Origin of the sequence: Coleofasciculus sp. G1-WW12-02 (genome assembly GCF_040219735.1) — a bacterium.
In the GTDB taxonomy this organism is placed as follows: domain Bacteria; phylum Cyanobacteriota; class Cyanobacteriia; order Cyanobacteriales; family Coleofasciculaceae; genus Coleofasciculus.
On the sequence record NZ_JAVJRX010000113.1, the window covers coordinates 1 to 19,791 of the forward strand.

Genomic DNA, 19,791 nt, shown 5'->3' on the forward strand with positions numbered 1-19,791 from the left:
CTGGTTATATTTTTTACGTTTGTTCTGGGGTTGGGCGAAGCATTCGCTATTAGCATTTAGGGGCAAAAATGACCCTCTGTTCTGGTTATATTTTTTACGTTTGTTCTGGGGTTGGGCGAAGCATTCGCTATTAGCATTTAGCTGGGGAATCGAAATATCGGGGCGCGAATGCTTCGCCCCTACGAATTTTACGAATTTTACGAATTTTACGAATCCTACGACTGAACTATCGTTTTGATTGAACATCATTTCTCACTCCTCACTCGTGGGATTTGCCACTGGTTCACTATTCGCCACGGGCTGTACTTGAGATTCCTCCTGCTGCGGCGGTGGGGCGACTTTTTGCCGTCCAAACCCATCAAAGAGTTCATTAACCTTAAATGTCACATTCAGATAAGGACCCCCTTCGGAACGATACCCACTAAAATCTCGGTCATCGACGCTACCGAAGCTATATCCCACCCCAACTCGTAAATCGGGGGTGATATAGTACCCGCTTTCCAGCGCCCAACCCCATTCATCAAAATTAACCGAGGGTTGACCAATCCAGCGTCCTTCCACCGCTAAATCCATCCGGTATCCCAATCGATAGGTGATGCGTGACTGTCCCAAATAAATGGTGCTGCTATTGCTGAAATTGTCGGCTAAATCTGTTGTACTGTGGCGCAGGGCAAATTTACCATAAAATTCCCAACGCCAATTGGGTGCATAAATCCCTTCACCAGAAAAGACGTGATCATTGGAACCCGTACCACTACCAAAGAGTAACGTATCCGGAATCGTGGATGGATTCTGGCGATACTCATATCGCATTAACGCATTAAAACGGTCATCCAAAGGATTGCGGTAGGCTAATCCCAACTTGACCGAAAGGGTATCATCTAAGTCTTCTAAAAGTTGACTGGCTGCACTGGCTTGTTGGTAGCGGAACAAAGCAGTTAACGAGGGGGAGACTTTACCCAGCGCCGCTGCTGAAATGACGGTGTTATCACCAGCAGAACTATCCCGATGTTCCAATCGCGCTGATGCTTTAAAGTTAGGATTGGCGGTATATTCAACACCAACGTTAAAGGAATCATATTCTGTGAGTCCCAAGGATGACGCACTTTGACCCACCGCATAAGGTTGAGCGAAGCGCTCGCCTGCTGCTGTGGCATTCAATATATCATTGGCGATGCGTTCATAACCGAAATTCACGCGCAATCCCGGCGCTAACAGTATACCGTGGTTGAGTCCCAATGCGGCTTGTCCAGTCATCCCATTGACCCCACCGATAACCGAATATCGAGACGAAATGGACGTATTTTCCCCAAGCTGATATTGAGTAATCGTTTCCAGACTGGTAATGGAATTATCGTCTAAGAGTCCCCCATCAAAAAACTGATGTGCCAATCTCAGCGTCACCCCCGGTTCCACCGCCCAATCTAAACCAACGGTGGTGCGGTTGGGATAAAGGGGGTCACTTTCATCCAAGTTCAATTCGTTTTGCGCCCGGAAGGTGAGAACCTGATTCAGGGGAACATTAAGACGAGACACCAATTGACTGGCGTTGGTATCAAAGGTATCGCCCAGATTGTCTTCTCGGGAACGGTTGACATATTCTAAAGTCAGGTCAGAAGTGCCAATTTTTTGTAGCACACCCGCCCGGAATGTGGTTAGACTATTATCCACTCGGCTACCCGGTAGGGCTTCCGTTGCCCGATTAAAGATATTATCAGGATTGAAGGGGTCAAAAAACTCCACTACACTGCGGTCTAGGGGAGAGGTACCAAAGTTATCCTCGTGATCATAACTGACTTGCACATTGGTACTCTGACTCAGTTGCGCCGCAAGGCTAGCGCCATAGCGAGTTTGACCGGGGGTAAAACTGGTTGTGGCATTATTAGCAAAGCCTTCTTCCACGGAACGGTAATAAGCTCGCCCTTGAATCCTATCGGAAAAAGCATTCACGGCTTCCAATCGATACGCATTCCCGGTAACTAATCCCATAAAGGGAGACTCATTGGTGGAATGACCATATTCGCCCACAATCCGTCCTTGAGTTCCCAAGGAAATCAAAAAGTCCGCACCATAGAGTTCAAAGTCTCGCTCTCCCTGATTTTCCCGCAGATAGGTTGTTCCTATCCATCTTTGTTGTTGAAAGTCTTGGGAGAAGTTATATTGCAACCGTCCCCCATAGATATTGGTATCGTCATCCGCTTCAAACTGATAGGTAACAATGATTCGCCGCACTAAGGTAGTCCCAAAGGGGTCAAATTCCGTGGCTTGAATCGGACGTCGGAATAGGAGTGTTCCTCGGTCATAATCAATTTCATAATCAGGACCGCGATAGAGGGCTTTGCGTTCAATAACGGTACCGGGGCGATTCAGTTGTTCGGTTTCAATGTAAACGTTTTCACTTCCAGGAATCAGCAGGCGGCGCGAGAGGAAGTAGTAACCACTGGTGCCATCAGGAACAATCCCATCCCGTTGAAATCCTTCGACATCGGGGCTAAATAGGGCAGTAACTTGCAGATTCCCCAGGTTATAATTGCCTTTAAACCCATGTAATGCCCTGGCTGTGGCGGTGAATTCCTGGGAGGAACGGGTAAATTCTGTGGTGTTGTAGTCCCCCCACATGGCATAGTCGGGTTCCGCCCCCGGAACCAGAGAGGAACGCTCGAAGCGTAGATATACGCTGTCTTTGGAGGGGGTGAGATAATCAACGGTGGAACTATCCCCATAAACGGGGTATTGGTTCTCACAAAACTGGGGTCCCCGAAATAGGCGAGTGATCCCATCACAGGTTTCATTCAGGGGGCGATCGCTATTATAGGCGCCGGTGAATAACCATTCCCCAATCCGACCTGTGGCAAACACCGAACTATCTAGGTCAGCTTCTAGACCATCGTCAATACTATCCGGATTGAGAAACTCACGGCGAGAGTCCCAAAAGTTGGTTCCCGCCTCCCCAATCCGCAAATTGACCACCCCAGAGACTAAGGAAGGGCGCAGGTGGGTGACGAATTCGATTTGGGTATAGGCTTGGATGGGTTCAGAAAATGTGGGAATCGCGGCGTTGAGTACACTTTCTTCTAGGGTGATTTGTCTGATGTCTGGGACACCGAGTCGTTCAATCGCCGCCCGAATCCGGACTTTTTGGGCGTCTATACCGGATTGTAATCTGGCGCTAAATTGTCCATTTTTCGCCAGAACTTGAAAGCCGAGTTGATCATCATCGTAGTCAGCGCCAACAAATTCCCCGGCTGCTGCGGTGAGGGTGACGATGACATCCTCTTCAATGAGTTCACCCGTTTCTCTGGTGATACTGCCCTCAATTGTAATCGTAGACCGACCATCAGCGGGTACACGGGGATCGCCGACTGGGGTGAGGGTAATTTCGAGGTCTTTTTGATCTGCGATCGCGTCAACGGTAACCTGGAGACTGACGGGTGTGCCGTTATCTGGGGCAACGGTGATGGTATTGTCACCCTTTTTCAAGGGTAGATCATACCATATTTGAGTAATAATGGGTTGAGTTTCATTCCGTTCGATCGTCGTCCGGGTTTGAGCAGATAGAGGCTGCTGATTAATCGTCACCTGAACTTGACTATCCCGATGATACTGAACCATCAAGTTGGTTGTGCGATCGCCAATTGTACCGGGTTCAGGGCTGAGAATGCGAACTTCACCAGGCGCCAATTGCAGCCCGTTATTGATGGTTTGTTGAGCCGTGCGGCTAAATTCATCCTGGAATGCTTCGAGTTCCAACTCTGGGGTTTGTTCTTCCTCATCTTCCGAGACGTAGCATGCTACGTCTCTACATTGCTCCTCTGCTCCAGACGCGCCATGGTGCAGGGCGGGTTTAGTCAAGTTATCGGTTTCTTGGGTCACGTTATCAGTTAAACCCGCCCCTACAGATTGATCAAACCGGGCGGGTTTAGTCAAGTTATCGGTTTCTTGGGTCACGTTATCAGTCAAACCCGCCTCTACAGATTGACTCCTCGGCTCCTCGGCTTCCTCATCCCAAGTCATATTGGGTAAAGGGTCTAAGGGCGATTCCATCCTGGCGGGTTCAATTGAGCCAAAGTCTGCACTGCTCTGAGATTGGGCAATGCTTTCGGACAGGGTATTATCTTGCGCTTCCCTCTCCTTGTAGGAGAGGCGTCGGGAGAGGTGGGGAGGGGTCTGACCCCGGATTAATTGACCAACAGCTTCCTGGGAAGCACTGACATCTTCCCGTTGCCAGCCCTCGGTTTCTGCTTCCGGCGACACCTCATCGGCTTTCGCCACCGGAATGATGCCAATAATCCCAATTAGGATAACCAGCAACCCTACAGAAATCGAGGAAAACCATCCTTTACCTGAAACACTCTCATCTTCGATACCTTTAAGTAACGAAAAATAAAGCCTGAATCTCAGTGTTTTGGGTTGACTCGCGTCCTCCCAACGGTTCTGATACTGAGTATTTTTCATCACTGCTCCTCCCCGTAAGCCGGTGTCACCGCAAAGTTCATTCGCGCCATCCCCCCCGGTGAAAGTCGCACCAAGCGAGATTGACTATTCCCTTCAATAAAATAGAGATTCGGCGCAAGGCTGTATCCGGGCAAACTGCTCAAATCTAGAGTCCCACTGCGATTACCTGCGATAACGTTAGCCAATGAAAACAAGCCATCGGCATCTGTAGTAATTCGGTTCCCATCATCCATGTAAACCACTGCATTGGGAACTCCCGGTTCTCCCGGTTGCTGTTCGCCATCAAAGTTTTTATCCACGAACACCCGCCCCACGACTGTGCCGCAATCAGATAAAATTCCCGGTCGAATCCGCATCAAAAAGCTGGCAATATTACTGCGTCGTTCCTGTGCTACATTTCGACCATCCCCCCGAATCGCATCCGGTGTGATTACGGCAGCATAGATAACATTTAGGGTTTGATTGGGTTCTAAGCGGGGATAGGTAAACTCGACATTTCGTTCATTACGCTCTGCTGGAGGTAATGTCACAGGTTCTGTGTTGGTGCCTGTTGTAATCGAACCTTGCAACGACTCCGGCAAAAATCGCACGCCCAAGGGCAATCTATCCGCCAGCACAATACCACTGGCGGCTGATTGACCGCTGTTTCTCAGGGCGAGGCGATAAACAACCGTATCTCCCGGTTCAGCCGCTGCCCTATCTGCTGTTTTAATCAGCTCTAGAGCCGCCTGACCCGCCACCAAGGAGGTTTGATTAGAGTTAACAATACCTGTACCTGGTAAATTATCACCGGACGCCGAAGCTTGATTCCTAATTTCTTGGGCGGTGACCGATGAAGTTCCAGTGAAAAATAATGTAGCAATAAGCGTGCTTAGCAGCCGCTCATAGCTTCCTAACGTTGCCGTTAAAGATTTCATCAAAAGGTAGTGACCCAAAAGGGAGTTAGATTGTTCAACAGGAAGGAAACTCGTTTGTCAGTCAGTTTATGGACAAACGTTTACTCTGGACGTTGAGTTTGATTAACTGTTTTTGGTTTTCCACAAAAAGTAACAAGTGATGGGCTATACCTTAGCACAAAATATGTTGATATTTTTCCATTTTTTACTCCCGATTTAACTGGTTGAGTTGGTCAGTTGCCCTATGTTCCCTGATGCGAGCTAATCACTTTAGCCTTAACATCAATGATCTAACTTCTCGGTTATAAACTAACTCCCAAGCCTGTCATAGCTTGCAGTTTGGCGTTTTTTGCTAGTCAGGGTAAACTCCCCAGAATAGTTATACTAACCCATGAGATCTGACCTGACAAGCCATTTTCTTTAAAATTTACTTCATAAACTTTTGATGGCTCAAGGAACACAAAACAGGGTAAAGGGAAGTTAGGAGTGCGTATAGCAGGTGCTAACACTATGTTATACAGTAGCCATGAGTCAACCCTGTTATACTCTTACTTTAGTGTATTACATCAACTCGGAAGCGACTGGAGAGGGAAAATTTCCTGTCCTCGGTTAATTAAGAATTAGTTGCAACAACCCGCTGGGCGCTCACTTGATTAGCACAAGGGCGACCCGATTCAATATCTGTAATATTCGATAATGTTGTCTGGGCAATATTTTGTAAAGCATCTTCAGTAAAAAATGCTTGATGACCTGTAATTAAAACATTTGGAAATGTTAATAGCCGTTGAAAAACATCATCTTCAATCACTTCTGTAGACAAATCTTCAAAGAATAAATTGGATTCTTGTTCGTAAACATCTAAACCCAGATAGCCAATTTTCAGAGACTTGAGCGCATCAATAACGGCTCGCGTATCAATCAGTGCGCCGCGACTGGTGTTAATCAGCATAACGCCTGGTTTCATTTGCGTCAACGATTGAGCATTGATCAGGTGATGGGTTTGAGGGGTTAAGGGACAATGCAGGGAGATAATATCTGAAGTCGCGAAGAGTTCTGGGAGATCAACATATTTAACCCCCAATGCTTCACAATCAGGATTTGTATACAAATCATAGGTCAATAATTGACACCCAAATCCATGCAAAATCTTGGCAACGAGGAAACCAATTTTGCCCGTACCGACAATCCCTACCGTTCGCCCATGTAAATCAAATCCTATGAATCCATCGAGGGAAAAATTTCCTTCTCGCACTCGGTTATAAGCGCGATGAATTTTACGGTTAAGGGTTAAAATGAGTCCTACAGTATGTTCAGCGACAGCATAAGGTGAATAGGCTGGAACTCGCACCACAGTTATGCCTAAATCAGCCGCCGCATTTAAATCGATATGGTTGAACCCCGCAGAACGTGTGGCAATCAGCTTTGTCCCCTGTTCTGCAAGCAGCCGCAAGGTTATTTTATCAAGCTGATCATTGATAAACACGCATACCGCCGGAAACCCTGCTGCTAATGCTGTGGTTTCCTGGGTCAGACGGGGTTCAAAAAACACTAGGTCATGATTATCATTAGCGTTGGCAGTTTCTAGAAAATTTCGGTCGTAGGATTTGGTATTGAAAACAGCGACTTTCATGGTAGTTTATTGGTTGGTTTAATGTAAAATTAAACAGCTAATGTTTCCTATTTCCTATTCCCCGTTCGCGGTTCCCTGTTCCCTAAAGCAACGGATTAATTCTGCCACAGACCAAGCTTGAGCGATCGCGCCTTGGGGGAGATGAGGTTTGTCTCCATCGAAAATCTCGGAAATAGACCCCAGACAAGCTTGGTGCTGTAGATGATCCAGCAAAGGTTTCCAGTCAAAGGGAAGGGGATCTCTCGGGTAGAAGCGTTTCCACGCCCGACTAAACGATCCAATCAACCAACTCCAAACCGTTCCCTGGTGATAAGCACTATCCCGATGCCAGCGATCGCCGCCATAATAACCAATATACTCAGGGTCAGCCCGGTCAAGACTTCGCAAACCGTAGGGAGTTAACAAGCGATCGCGTGCTACTTGTAACACCTGTCGCGCCTGATTCGACCCAAAACCACAATGATACAGAGACAGCGCCACTACCGCATTGGGGCGAATTTGGGTATTGCGGTGATCATCGGGTTCTATGGTGTCATAGAAGTATTTTTGCTCTGGATTCCAAAACTTTTGCAACGAAGTTTTCACCTGTTGTGCTTGCTTGATATAATTTTGAGCCTGGTGTAACAAACGCACCCGATCTTTAACCTCACCCGTCGCCATTTTTTCAGTCCATTTAGCAATCCAACACAACGCCGAATACCAAAGCGCATTAATTTCAATCGCTTTTCCCTGACGGGGTGTAATCGGTTGACCATCCAGCACCACATCCATCCACGTAATAGCCACATCCGGCGCTTCCCAGGTTAAGAGTCCATCCACCGCGTCAACTTGAATATTGTAACGGGTGCCTGCGGTATAAGCTTTGTAGATTTTTCGGACTGTTGGATATTGCTCAATCAAAAAATCCCAATCTTGGGTAATTTCCAAATACAATCCCAAGGTTTCCAGCCACCACAGAGACGCATCAATACTGTTATAAATCGGTTCACTCTCCGCATCGGGAAAGGTATTTGGAATTAAACCATCACGACAATAACTACCAAAGGTTTGGAGTAATCCCCTTGCCAAACTAAAACGCCCTGTAGCTAATGTCAATCCGGGCAAAGCGATCAGTGTATCCCGCCCCCAATCATTGAACCAGGGATAGCCAGCCATCACCGTTGGACTACTAATCGAGGCGCACCAGGCAATAAATTGATCCCCAGCTTTGAGTAACTGACGCCAAATCGTCTCCCACTCTTGCTGCGATTGCATCGGATATGGATATCTAATTTCATCGTCCCCAGCTCCCCCAGCTGCTATAGCCACTAACTGATTTTGTCGCTCTTGTTCCCCTTGCACCGCCGCCTCAAACACTTGAGCATTTAACTGGAACTCTGTCGTACCTTGAGGACATCCCACCCGCGCTTCCAACGTAACGGTTGCGCCCGGTTCTAGAGAAATAGTAAGATAACCAGGACTATACAGATCTTCGCGATCGCCTAACCCACGTTGATTTTCTTCAGGATAGTAATAATTCCGATACCACAATTCATCCGGTTGATACTCGCCTGCACTCCACCCCAACTGCCAAGGCGTACCCACTTGACCCGGACGCATGGCTTGCAGATAAAGGCATTGATGTCCGACTAATTGCGAGAATTGTAAATTTTCTTCATCAAATTGCTGGTGGTGAAAGTCGCGATCGGCAATTAGGGGTCGTAGCCTTAATGTTGCCACATCACTACCTTGATAGGAATACTGAATCAGAATCCGGTGATGAAATTGGCGGGTTTGCTCATCCTCAACTAACCCGTAAGGCATAACCAGTTGGCGCGTCAATTGCCACTGCTGATGTCCCCAAACCCACTGAGGAACAGGATCGGTTTCAAAGGAGCGCAGAAATTGATATCCTACCGGATCAATCGTCTTACCCCCATTCCAGAAATTGGTTGAAAGCGCCCAAATCTTGCCAGATACCTCCAGACTCGTATCTAGATGAGAGAATAACAACGTCCGACGCCTAGGCGGATCGAGTGCCGCAATCAACCAGCCGTGATACGTGCGAGTGCGAGCATCGCAAACTGTACCACTGGCAAAACTGCCTAATCCATTCGTAAGCAGCCATTCCCGCCGATCCAAATAATTCACCACAACCTTTTTCTCCCAATAGCACCCAACCGATTGTCGCGGAACCTTCCGCGTCGCTTCTACAAGGCTGATCAAGCCAAGAAACCCAACAATGTTGCTTAAAATAGCCTAGTTTAGCGGATATCGGTGGATTGTGAGACGGCACTTGCCTGTCTAAAATACCCCGACTTCATCATTCATCCTTCTGCCGTCGTGCTTTCTCAAAATCGTTATGACTATGATATAGTCGTAACAGTTCGTAAACAATTTGTGTTTATTGACGGCGGTAGAGTTGTTAAAACTTTACCGATCACCTATAGCGAACGTATACACCAAAGCATTCAAGGAGGATAATTTCATGGAAGGATGTCTGCGAGTTGGTCAACCGGCTCCTGACTTCAGTGCGACGGCGGTTGTCGATCAAGAATTTAAGACCATCAAGCTGTCTGACTACCGGGGTCAATATGTAGTCATATTCTTCTATCCGCTAGACTTCACCTTTGTCTGTCCCACAGAGATTACAGCATTTAGCGATCGCTTTAGTGAATTTAAAGAAGTTGGCACTCAGGTTCTCGGTATCTCCGTGGACAGTGAATTCTCTCACCTAGCTTGGATTCAAACCGATCGCAAGAGTGGTGGTGTGGGTGATCTGAATTATCCTCTGGTATCTGATATCAAGAAAGAAATCAGCACCGCTTACAACGTCCTTGACCCAGATGCAGGTGTAGCTCTGCGAGGATTATTTATTATCGACAAAGATGGCATTATCCAGCATTCGACCATCAACAACCTCTCTTTCGGTCGGAATGTAGACGAAGTGTTGCGGACTCTGAAAGCGACTCAATACGTTCAGGCGCATCCAGATGAAGTTTGCCCTCAAGGTTGGCAACCCGGAGACAAAACAATGGTTCCCGATCCCGTTAAGTCCAAGGTTTACTTCTCAGCCGTTTAACGCTTACCCACCTATCTGGTAGGGGCGCACGCCCCGTGCGCCCTTTGCCGTTATAGCTTCCGTCGTAACGGTTAGGACTTTCTTTAACGGCTAAAACGACCATGTATTAATCATAAACTATTTGCCATCTACCTTTTGCGATAAAATAAGTTGTTGGATCAGGTGAAGTCAATGCTAACATCAACTGACTTTAGGGGTTTATTTAACGAGCGTTTTCTGCGTAATTTTTTTCCCATACCGGCTACTAATCCGTTGAGATTAGGACAACTGACTCCAGATTTTGAACTACCAGACATCACAAATAATCGTCAGGTGAGATTATCGAGTTACCGAGAACAGCAACCTGTTCTGCTGGCGTTTACCCGCATTTTTACCGAAAAGCAATATTGCCCCCTTTGCTATCCTCATATTCAGGCGATGAATGAGCAATACGAGCAATTTACCCAGAAGGGGGTAGAAGTGTTAATGATAACGAGTACTGATCCTCAGCAAAGCAAAACAGTGGTCAAGGATTTAGGATTTAAAATACCCCTGTTGAGTGATCCGAGTTGTCGCACCTTTCAAACCTATCAAGTTGGTCAGGCACTGGGAGCGCCTTTACCTGCTCAGTTTCTAGTCGATAAGCAAGGTAAACTCCGCTTTAAACATTTGTTTTCATTCTTATCTCCAAATGCGGAGATGGAGAAGGTGATCTCGCTCCTTGAGTAGTTGCTTGTCGTCTGGGTTCTGTGTGATGACGAGGGATGAAATATACGCTCAACTGTTATCTAACGATAAATAGAAAATTTTGCGCCAAGTCATTGAATTCAATTCCACACAATCAGGTTAGGATTCCTATCCATAATCTGAAATTTGGATAGAGTTTTTAAGGGATATTACTGAATCAGATTGCTGCCTACTATACCAGAGGAGTCTACCAATGGAAGATACAATCAAGGTTCAAACTATTGATAAAAATAACTGGAGTACCACATTGCAGGGATTCCAACCCAATCAGGTTCGGCAGGTTTGGCAAGTCCTTGCTTTTGATGGAACAATCCTGGGTACTATCTGTGAATCGGTAGAGGATAAATACTACCTCAACGGTCATCCCGAATTGGACTATCCATCTCTACAAGTAGCGGCGAGAGTCCTGATTGAAAATCAAGGATCTTTGTAAATACCCTTCTACCCTTTCATACCAAGTTGCATTCAAAGATATAACTTTCTCTCCCCCTGCTCCCCCTGCTCCCCCTGCTCCCCCTGCTCCCCCTGCTCCTCCCCCTGCTCCCCCTGCTCCTCCCCCTGCTCCCCCTGCTTTTCTACTATGTTTGAGCGCAACTCGGTATCAACCCTTACCCAGATGTTGACGCACTGGAATCTGAACCACAAACTCTGTTCCCTGTCCTAACTTACTCTGACACAAAAGCCGACCGTTATGTTTTTCAACTACAATTTGATAGCTAATCGATAATCCTAAACCTGTCCCCGTCCCCACCGGTTTAGTCGTAAAGAAAGGATGAAATAGCTGTTGCTTAACCTCCTCCGTCATTCCGGGACCATTATCGATAATTCGGATCGCCACCGCTTGGTTATCTAAGAGTTCAGTCTGCACTCGAATTGTACTAGGATTGGCTTTAATATCGTCCCGTGACCGATTTTTATTTTGCTCATCAATGGCATCAATGGCATTGACTAGCAAATTCATAAACACTTGATTCATTTGTCCCGCGTAACATTCAACCTGCGGCAGATTACCGTATTCTTGAATCACCTGAATACCAGGATTATCACCCCGTGCTTTGAGTCGGTTTCGCAGAATCATCAGGGTACTATTAATGCCCTCATGAATATCTACGGCTTTCATATCGGCTTCAGCGATACGGGAAAAATTTCGCAGGGAGTAGACAATTTCACAAATCCGCTCCGCTCCAACTTTCATGGAATCCAGAAGTTTGGGCAAGTCTTCCACCAAAAATTCCAGATCGATGGCTTCGATTTCTGACTGGATTTCTGGCGTGATCTGGGGATATTGCTGTTGATAGAGTTCGATTAAACCCAACAGATCGGTGGCATAGTCACTGGCGTGGACTAAATTACCATAAATAAAGTTAACCGGATTATTGATTTCATGGGCAACGCCGGCGACTAACTGTCCTAAGCTGGACATTTTTTCACTTTGCACCAACTGCGCTTGGGTTTTCTGGAGTTTGACGACGGTTTGCTCAAGCTGTTGGGCGTGGGTTAAGGCTTTAGCTTCCGCCGTGCGACTTTGTTCATAGAGTTCCGCTTGTTGGAGTGCGATCGCTAATTGATCGGCGATGGTACACATTAACTCTACCTCGGCGTTTTGCCAATCGTAGGTTCGATTATCCATCATCAGTCCTAAAGCGCCCCAAACTGAGTTACCACAGTGCAGGGGAACCAACAACCACGCCCCAGGAAACTGTTGCGCGACGGCTGTATTGGTTGTGTCTGCCAAACAGCGGGTATCGTTAATCCGCACCACTTCTAAGCCTTTGAGTCGTTCAGCCAAGGGGTTATTTTCATCGGGAATTTCTACACCCAAGACTTTGGGCAAACATTCATCGCGACACGACTCCGCTACATTTACCCAGAGTTGGCGTTCGGGAATATACTGGATAATTTGAGCGCGATCCACTTGCAAAAGGCTCTCAATTTCTTGGGTAGCGGTAGAAAAAATCGTTTCTAAGTCGAGTGAGCAACGAATCGCGTGAGTTAGGTGATTGATCGCTTGTTCTCGTTTGAGGTGATACTGAGCCTGATGGTACAGTTGACTTTGACCGATCGCGATCGCGACTTGGTCGGCAATGGCGGCGATTAATTCTACCTCTGAGTTTTGCCAGGAGTCGGGATGACTGGTTTTACCTAAAGCTAAACTCCCTAATATCTGAGAATTGAAGTGCAAGGGAACCCATAACCAAGCTCCCGGCAAGTCTTCAGCTAAGCCTTGGCTAAATGTACTCCTATCCTCCCTAATAATTTCTAATTGCTTGAGCCGTTCAGCTAGGGGATGATTTTGATCCGGAATTTTCTGTCCCAGAGTACTGAGATCCTCTGGAGAGCGGCGATATTCTGCCACGGATAACCAACACTGGCTCTCTGGCAAATATTGTACAATTTGGGCACGATCAACGGGTAATAGCTCGCCAATCTCGCGGACGGTTGTCTCAAAAACTGTGGTTAAGTCCAATGAACAGCGGATGGCTTGAGTGACTTGATTAAGGACTCGCTCTCGCCAGAACAGAGATTTTGCCTGTTCGTAAAGTTGGCTTTGTTGAATGGCAATAGCAACTTGAGAGGCTAACCCGTCGAGTAAGTCAATCTCAAAGGATTGCCATTTCCGGGGTGCATTACAGTGATGGGCAATCAGCAGTCCCCACAAGCGCGTTGGGCTTTGAGTTGCTGTTAAGACATTGAGTTGGGATTGTGGGATGGGTAGTAGTTTTTCACTGTGGACAATTGGCACAACCAGGTTAGCCCGTACCTGGTATTTGGCGAGTAAGTTAATATAACACTGGCTCAGATTAGCCCCATAGATATCATCCAGGGTTCTCACTCGACCTTGTTGGTAGAGTGAGAGGTAGTTTTTCTCAAAACAGGGGTCATAAATCTGGTTGCCTAAAATCGAACACCAGCGTGAATCTACGGATTCGACAACCACCTTGCCACTCCAGTCGGGATTGAAGCGCAAAATAATCACCCGATCCGTTTGCAGAACCTGGCGTACTTCCGCCACGGTGCGTTCGAGAATGTCCTCTAAGTTCAGCGACTGACGAATGCGTTGAGTAATTGCGCTGATTAACTGCTCTCGCTGAACCTGTTGTCGCAACGTGGCTTCTGCTTGCTGGCGTTGGTGGATTTCGGTTTGGGCTTGCTGATAGAGTTCTGATTGTTGAATGGCAACTGCCGTATGAGTGGAAAGATTTTGCAGCAACTCAATTTCCCACGGTTGCCATTTTCGTGGTGTTTGGCACTGTTGAGCCACAAGTAATCCCCACAAGCGTTCCTCATGGACAATAGGGATAACCAGGTTTGCTCTCACTTGGAATTGAGCGAGTAATTCAATATGACAGTCGGTTAACCCAGCATTATAGATATCTTCGACGGATTGGACGCGCCCTTTTTGGTAAAGATGGATATAGTCCTCGGCAAAGTAGCGATCGTTGATCACAGTTCCGGAAATGGGTTTCCACTGAGAACCCACGGATTCAACCTCTACCACACCACTCCCATCTTCATAGAGGCGAAAGACAAGTACGCGATCGCACGCCAAAATTTGCCGTACTTCGGCGACGGTGGTATTGAGAATCTCGTCTAAGTCTAAGGAATAGTGAATCCGTTGCGCGATCGCACCAATTAACCGCTCTCGCAGATATTGCTGTTGCACAGCTGTTTCGGTTTGTTTGCGATCGGTAATATCGATGCAAGAGCCGATATAGCCTAAAAACTGACCACTGGGGGTAAATCGTGGCGTTCCTGTATTTAAAATCCAGCGATAGTCTCCATCTGCTCGTCGTAGGCGATATTCCATCCGAAACCCTTGACGAGCATTAAACGCCTCCTGATACGTCTCTAAGCTGGACTTGTCATCGGAATGCACCCCCTCCGCCCAACCATTACCCAATTCTTGCTCCAGACTACGTCCGGTAAATTTTAACCAGCCTTGATTAAAAAACGTACATAACCCATCTGTACCGGACATCCATAACAGCACAGGGGCGCTATCTGCCATGGTGCGGAATCGGGCTTCACTCTCTTGGAGAATATCTTGGGTGTATTGGTTATCACTCAGTTGTTCCATAGTCGGAACGGCTACTCCATCCGCCAACTGATCAGCTTTTGGTTGCCATTTGTCTTCAATAGACTGGTGATTTGTGATATCACGCAAACGATAAAGTATTGTCCCTCCCTGGATAGAAACCTGCTTTACATTAACGACTAAAGTATGAGGTTTGCCTGTCTTATCGGTAATTTCTAGCTCAATATTACGAACCTTCCCTGCAGCCGCTAAAGCTTGCCAAGTCAAGGGCAGGTTGCCCAGCAGTTTAGTAATATTACCCAGAGCGCGGACTTCAGACAAAGAATAGCCAAAAATAGAGGTGACCTGAGGACAAATATAGGTAAAAATACCCTTGTCATTGGTGATTAAAAAAGCTTCATTATTATTGCTCAGAGGAGTTGGGAGCAATGCTTGTGACTTAGCCGTCGTCATATCTTCACAAACGAGACTGATGATCGAATTAGAGGCGGTTATCGGGAGCAAACGGGTTCTTGCCTTAACCCAAACAATCCTGCCATCTTTACCAATCAACCGAGTTTCCCAGTGATGAATTTCAGTGGGATGTTTACTTAGATTACTCAATAAAGCTTGATACTGGCATTGGCTGTCTTGCTCCAAAAGCCGATGAATTGGCTTTTGCACTAATTCCCAAAAATCATACCCCAAGTATGCTGCACCGAACTGACTTACATCCAAAATCACCCCATCAAAATTCAGGGTGAAATAAATGCATGGAAGGGTCTCATACAATATCCGCATCCATTTTAGTTGCTCCGGACTATTGCCTGTCCATGATAATTTTTCAGGCTGATAGTTTTTTCTGGCACTGTTCATCCATTGGGACTTTTTCAAATCGAACTTTTTCATAAGTTGACTCATGCCAATTCGATGATAAATTGAGGCATTTTCTCGATCATAACCCTCAAGTTATTATTTATTTTTCGGATTTAGAGGAATGACTGTAAAAAATAGTTAAACTTGATGGGAGTTTAAAACAAGGGTCAGCCTCATTCGCTCACGTCAAATTCTGGGCTAGCGTTGAATCAAATTTCCCCCTGTTTTCACGGAAGCTGTGGTGAGGCGATTGTTCTAATCTGGCTATCGATCGCCATTTATCTCTACTCTTTTTCCCAGATGTACTGAACTTGGTTGTTATATCATGTCAAACTTTGCCAATAAAAAAACACGGCTTGTTTCCGTCTCTCCCAACTCCTGCGTCTGTCCTTGATTCACAGGTTCAATTGGACATAATATGACAACACATGCAGTTTTTGAGCTATCTAATCATAAGCTAATATAAATTTCCCACTATTGTGACTGAATCCACGAATAACTTTAAAAAACGTTATAAATCCGTTACTTATTTTGATTTACTATCGGGTTAAGTTTATTTATCTTTACAAAAAAAACAATAGGATGCACCCTGCATCCCTGTACCCTAAAACTCTGTATTACCCATATCTTTCTTCAGATTTCCTGGGTGGACTCCGGAGATGAGGGAGATGATGTGTTCCAGACGTAGAATGCTACGTATGGAACACTCAGGGCGGGTTTAGCCGCATCTTTTGTGAGATAAAAATAGTGAAAAGAGCTCCTACATACGAGAGGCGCCATGCCCTTGAAGGTAATGAAGGATCACAACTCACAACTCAAAACTCAAAACTCTCCCTGCACCCTCTAAAGACTTACCTGAGACAAATAGCTGCGGGGATCAAAATGACGGCTTGCCCGGATTTTTTCATAGTACTCTCGCTCAACTGGTGTGATATCTTTTGGTGTAGCAATGATAATCCGCACCAGTTGGTCACCGCGTCCACCTTTAGGTTGAGTCCAGCCTTTACCGCGCAAGCGTAAAGATTGACCCGAACGAATCCCGGCTGGCACATTAACACTGACCTTCCCATCAGGAGTCGGCACCTCAATAGTAGCGCCCAATACTGCCTCATCGGGCATCACTGGCACTTCACACAGAAGATTACCGCCCTCGAACTGGAAGAAGGCATGAGGTTTTAAGTCTACAATCAAGTACAAATCACCGCGTTGCTGGTTGTAAGGGCTCACTTGACCCTTGCCTCGAACACGAACACGACTCCCTGGTTTAGCACCGGGCGGAATCCGCACTTCGATGACTTCACTGCCCAAATTAATCCGTTTTTGCGTACCCTGGAAAGCATCAGACCAGCTCAACGTAATTGTTGCTTCCCGATCAGTCCCAGCTGCTGCTTTGCCATTTTCATAGCCAGAGAAATCATTAAAGCCACCAAAGCCACCGGTAAAGTCATTAAAACCCGAACCCGTTGCTCCGCCCGGAGTAGAGCGATAGGTGTACGTCCGGCGAGTTCCCGTACCTCCTGGCGTACCTGTAGCGGCTGTATTAAAGCGCCCTAGAAGTTCGTTAATAAACTCGTCAAAACTACCATATTGACCAAAATCAAAATTACCGAAATCAACATTAGCACCCCCGGCTCCAGGATACCCACCAACTCCTGCTTGCTTCCAGTACTGACCAAACTGATCGTATTTCTTGCGTTTTTCGGGGTCAGACAAGACTTCGTAGGCTTCGTTAACTTCTTTAAATTGAGCCTCAGCTTGTTTGTCACCCGGGTTCATGTCTGGGTGGTACTTCCGCGCCAGACGTCGAAAACTCTTTTTAATTTCATCCGCACTAGCCGTCTTGCTAACTCCCAGGACGGCATAGTAGTCTTTAAAGTCAGTTGCAGCCATGAAGGGTTTCTCCTCTACTCCAAGGATTTAATCGATAAACTGGGCTAATAGTTCTCTACCTCAAAGCTAGAGTAACAAACCTCAGCCTGGGTTTAAGTTCGGATCTTTCTCACTCACGCGATCGCGATTTCCACACCTGAAGCCTCCAATAGAGAAGCCATGGCATTTTTCTCCATCATGCCACTTTCCCTAAACCGTTGCTTACCCACATTAGTTGTGGATAGTAGCTAATCTAAAAATTAGCTCAGCTTTGGCTGACTCAACGAGTGTGGATTTCCCCCTATCCAGTTATAGGGAATACAGTTGTAGGGGCGGGCGCGAGTCACATCAGGGCGGGAAAAACACGATAATAGTCTCTCCCCGCCCCTATTTCCCTCAACGAGTTCGCTGTCCCTCCTCGGAACCTCAACGAAGTAAGCCGAAGTCCGAACTGTGCATTTTGGAGATAATCCAATGAATGTGACTAGTTCCTTACCGCCATTTCTAGAAAGATGTCCCCTCTTAAGGCGACCCAATCAGAGGTCTTGCAGTATTTCCGAACTAGGAAAACATCCGGAGGTGCGTACCATCTAGAAACTCATGCGGTAGACAATGCTTACGTTGGAATCTGATTCTTCCAAGCTGCCGCTTCAACGAATTAAGCGGCAGTCATTGACAACTTTACCGTCCCCATTTCCCTAGAAAGACCTAAATGACGGTTCCATCGGGAATTACAGCATTTTTGAGAACAACGACAATGCCATTGCGGATCAAAAAGCCTTGTTTTTCACGTTCGGCTTCCTCGACTCGATCTTTGTTCACAATCTGAACATCCTGACCAATGCGAGCGTTTTTGTCAATGATGGCACGGCGAACTGTGGTTCCTTCACCAATCCCTAAGGGCACACGTCCAGTCTCTACACCTGATTTACGTTCGGCAAAGGGTTCGTAGAAGTCACTTCCCATGATCAGAGTATCTTCAATCACACAACCGGCTTCAATGCGAGAGCGAACTCCCAACACCGAGTGATGGATACGACAATCTTTGAGAATACAGCCTTCTCCAATAATCGATTGCGTCACATGACTATCCAAAAGTTTGGTCGGAGGCAAATAACGGGCGCGAGTATAAATCGGTGCCTCTTTGTCATAGAAGCTAAAGGGCGGCTGGGGTTGCCGAGTTAAGGCTAGATTGGCTTCATAGAACGCTTCAATGGTACCAATGTCTTCCCAATAGTCGTTGAACAAGTAGGCTTGAACGTTATGATCCGCCGATGCTCCGGGGATTATTTCTTTACCAAAGTCGGTCTGTTCCAGGTTGGCTTGCAACAACTTGATCAACGCCTCTTTGCTAAAGACGTAAATTCCCATCGAGGCAATATAGGGTTTTTCCTTTGCCTCGTCTGGTTTCAACCCTAAAACCGTCGTATCCACCTGCATTTGCTTGAGGGCATCACCTTTGGGTTTTTCACTGAAATCAATCACCCTGCCCGTGTGATCAATTTTCATCAAACCAAAACTGCTTGCCAGTTTCTCACCGATGGGCACCACAGAAAGGGTGATATCGGCTTTAGTTTTGCGGTGGTGTTCCACGAAATGGCGATAGTCCATCCGATAGAGATGGTCGCCGGATAGAATGATGTATTCATCAACATCCCACTCCTCTAGTAGCCACAAGTATTGACGAACTGCGTCTGCTGTTCCCTGAAACCAGCTTGGATTTTCAGCGGTTTGTTGGGCAGCAAGGACTTCCACAAACCCATCGGTAAAGCCAGCAAAGTTATAAGCGCGGGCAATATGCCGATTTAAGGATGCTGAGTTAAATTGGGTAAGAACGTAAATTTGATAGATCTCGGAGTTGATGCAGTTACTGACCGGAATGTCAATCAGGCGGTATTTACCCGCCAAGGGAACAGCCGGTTTAGCCCGCAACTTGGTCAATGGATAAAGGCGGGTGCCCGCGCCACCTCCGAGAATGATACCTAATACTCTTTTCACGAAACACCTCTGGAATGCCGATAGACTCTCAAGTCTTAGTGTCCGCTTGTGTGGAAATCTTTTCAAGAGGGTAAGGGAGAAAGTTAACTCTCTTTTGGGAAAGAAAAACACGAAAAACGGCGGGAATAGAAGCACTTCAAGCCTTCTACCCCGACTGGAGTAATAATTTGAGGTAGGGGTTGTGAGCAACTATTCGGTTGAGCTTGTCAGTTCTACTCCGTTGATGCCCATTTTCCATTAAATTAGGAGAAGTAAGGGTAAAGGA

The 19,791-nt window shown here is 46.6% G+C and carries 11 protein-coding genes; 3 read left to right on the top strand and 8 right to left on the bottom strand.

The genetic code is table 11. From position 1 onward, the window contains the following. From RID09_RS18490 to RID09_RS18510, 5 genes are all read right to left on the bottom strand, one after another. On the bottom strand, positions 1-249 hold a 249-nt coding region (locus tag RID09_RS18490), incomplete at its 3' end, for a hypothetical protein (RefSeq protein ID WP_446337393.1). Between the two features lie 3 nt (positions 250-252). Continuing rightward, positions 253-4,455, bottom strand: coding sequence for a hypothetical protein (locus RID09_RS18495; RefSeq protein ID WP_446337394.1), 4,203 nt, complete (start codon positions 4,453-4,455; stop codon positions 253-255). Further along, complete coding sequence (locus tag RID09_RS18500; RefSeq protein ID WP_446337423.1) at positions 4,455-5,372, bottom strand: hypothetical protein; 918 nt, start codon at positions 5,370-5,372, stop codon at positions 4,455-4,457. Before RID09_RS18500 ends, RID09_RS18495 begins: the two co-directional genes overlap by 1 nt. 592 nt (positions 5,373-5,964) lie before the next feature. Continuing rightward, positions 5,965-6,981 carry a 2-hydroxyacid dehydrogenase gene (locus tag RID09_RS18505; RefSeq protein ID WP_446337395.1) on the bottom strand — a complete coding sequence of 339 codons (1,017 nt, stop codon included), beginning with the start codon at positions 6,979-6,981 and terminating at the stop codon, positions 5,965-5,967. 54 nt (positions 6,982-7,035) lie between these two features. Beyond that, positions 7,036-9,111, bottom strand: coding sequence for an amylo-alpha-1,6-glucosidase (locus RID09_RS18510; protein WP_446337424.1), 2,076 nt, complete (start codon positions 9,109-9,111; stop codon positions 7,036-7,038). A 337-nt stretch (positions 9,112-9,448) separates the two neighbouring features. Between RID09_RS18510 and RID09_RS18515 the strand changes: the two genes are divergently transcribed. The 3 genes from RID09_RS18515 to RID09_RS18525 all read left to right on the top strand — a co-directional run bounded on the left by RID09_RS18515 (position 9,449) and on the right by RID09_RS18525 (position 11,201). Next, entirely contained in the window at positions 9,449-10,042 is a 594-nt protein-coding gene (locus RID09_RS18515; RefSeq protein ID WP_446337396.1) for a peroxiredoxin, read from the top strand. Between the two features lie 171 nt (positions 10,043-10,213). Continuing rightward, positions 10,214-10,750, top strand: a complete 537-nt coding sequence (locus RID09_RS18520; protein WP_446337397.1) for a peroxiredoxin family protein — start codon at positions 10,214-10,216, stop codon at positions 10,748-10,750. A gap of 211 nt (positions 10,751-10,961) precedes the next feature. Beyond that, complete coding sequence (locus RID09_RS18525) at positions 10,962-11,201, top strand: hypothetical protein (RefSeq protein ID WP_446337398.1); 240 nt, start codon at positions 10,962-10,964, stop codon at positions 11,199-11,201. A 168-nt stretch (positions 11,202-11,369) separates the two neighbouring features. On the opposite strand, the gene RID09_RS18530 is transcribed toward RID09_RS18525, so the two are convergent. The 3 genes from RID09_RS18530 to RID09_RS18540 all read right to left on the bottom strand — a co-directional run bounded on the left by RID09_RS18530 (position 11,370) and on the right by RID09_RS18540 (position 19,526). Then, entirely contained in the window at positions 11,370-15,692 is a 4,323-nt protein-coding gene (locus RID09_RS18530) for a GAF domain-containing protein (protein ID WP_446337399.1), read from the bottom strand. Positions 15,693-16,502: 810 nt separating this feature from the next. Further along, a complete protein-coding gene (locus RID09_RS18535) occupies positions 16,503-17,549 on the bottom strand; it encodes a DnaJ C-terminal domain-containing protein (protein WP_446337400.1) in 1,047 nt (348 codons plus the stop codon). A gap of 687 nt (positions 17,550-18,236) precedes the next feature. Beyond that, complete coding sequence (locus tag RID09_RS18540; protein ID WP_446337401.1) at positions 18,237-19,526, bottom strand: glucose-1-phosphate adenylyltransferase; 1,290 nt, start codon at positions 19,524-19,526, stop codon at positions 18,237-18,239. Between the last annotated feature and the right edge of the window lie 265 nt (positions 19,527-19,791).